Consider the following 1,563-nt stretch of genomic DNA (forward strand, 5'->3'; position numbering starts at 1 on the left):
CGACCCGGTAGAGCGCGGCGTTCGCCTGGCGGTCACCGCCCCGGTTGAGCCGGTAGCGATGGGTCCGACCCGAGGACGCCGGCAGCGGGGCAACGCCGCAGAGCATCACGAACGCGGCCTCGGAGCGCATCCGGCCTGGGTTGGCGCCAATGGTGACGAGCAGCTGGCCGGCTGTGTCTGGGCCGACACCGTTGACCTCGAGCAGCTTCGGGCTGATCGTGACGACGAGCCAGTTTATGATCTTGTCGAGTTCGCGGATCTCGACGGACAACTGCTGATGGCGGCGCGCGAGGCTGCGCAGCGCGAGCCGAACCGCAACCGCGGGGTCGCCGGCCTGCGCGGCCGGGACGTCGGCGTCGGCGCAGACCTCGACCAGCCGCGCGGCCGTCAGGCCGGACAGCTCGGCACGCACCTGCTCTGGCGCGGTCACGACCAGTGCCTTCATCTGGCGCTGTGCGTCGGCGCGGTTGTCGACCGCGCCACGACGGGCCGCCCGCAGGGCGCGCAGCGCCTCGACCCGGCCGGCGCGGTCCTTCGGTTTCCCCGTCCGCCGGCCCGCCAGCGTCGCGCGGGCCGCGGCCTCGGCGTCGACCGGCTCGGACTTGCCCTGCCAGCGCAGGGTCTTGCGGTCCGGCCGGTCGATCTCGACGACCTCAACGCCGGCCGCGGCCAGATGCCGGGCCAGCCCGGCACCGTACGCGCCGGTCCCCTCGACTCCGACCTTCACCAGGACACCGAAGCTCCGTAGCCAGTCGAGCAGCTGGCCGTAGCCCGCCGCGGTCGTGGGGAAGTGTTCCACGCCGAGCGGCCGCCCGGCGCTGTCGACCGCCGCCGCCGTGTGACTGTCCTTGTGGGTGTCCACACCACCCGTGACCTCAGCCGCCTGCTGTGCCATCGTGGACGCCAGCCGTCCCTTCACCATCACCTCGACCGACAGGGGCGGCACGCACCAGCCGGGCGACGGACAAGACAGTGACGGGGCCTCTGGCCAGGCTCCTATGAGGTCATCCGCCCGTCCGGTGAGTGCACACGAACCCCGCGCCGGCACGGCCGACAGATCCCGTTCAGGACCCGCAGTCAGTCTGTTGCTGGGTCAGGCCGACCGGCGCGGGGTTCACGTACATCCTCACTGTCTGTTGCGTTGCTGAGGTCCGCCGTCTCGACGTCTGACCAGACATGATCGAGTAATGCGTCGACGTCCCGTCCGTCCACCGGTCCCCGCCTCGGAGTTCACCGGCTTCCGGTTCCCGCCCGAGGTGATCGTGCTGGCGGTGCGCTGGTACCTGCGCTACGCCCTGTCGTACCGAGACGTCGAGGAACTCCTCGCCGAACGCGGTCTGCTTGTCGATCATGTGACCGTGTACCGGTGGGTGCAGCGGTTCACCCCGCTGCTGATCGACGTTGCCCGGCCCTGCCGGCACATTCCCGGGGACCGGTGGTTCGTCGACGAAACCTACGTGAAGGTCACCGGAGAGTGGATCTATCTGTACCGGGCGGTCGACCAGTTCGGGCAGGTCATCGACGTGTTCGCCTCCGACCACCGCGATCTGGCCGCAGCACGGC

2 protein-coding genes are annotated in these 1,563 nt (G+C 70.5%); one reads left to right on the forward strand and one right to left on the reverse strand.

Annotation, left to right across the window (positions count from 1 at the left end):
* Positions 1 to 946 (reverse strand): IS110 family RNA-guided transposase (locus AC5LSR_RS23500; protein ID WP_493469044.1); only part of this gene is annotated, 946 nt, incomplete at its 3' end.
* 241 nt (positions 947 to 1,187) lie between these two features.
* Between AC5LSR_RS23500 and AC5LSR_RS23505 the strand changes: the two genes are divergently transcribed.
* Positions 1,188 to 1,563 (forward strand): IS6 family transposase (locus AC5LSR_RS23505; RefSeq protein ID WP_493469045.1); only part of this gene is annotated, 376 nt, incomplete at its 3' end.

Source organism: Protofrankia sp. CiP1_Cm_nod4, from assembly GCF_982290645.1.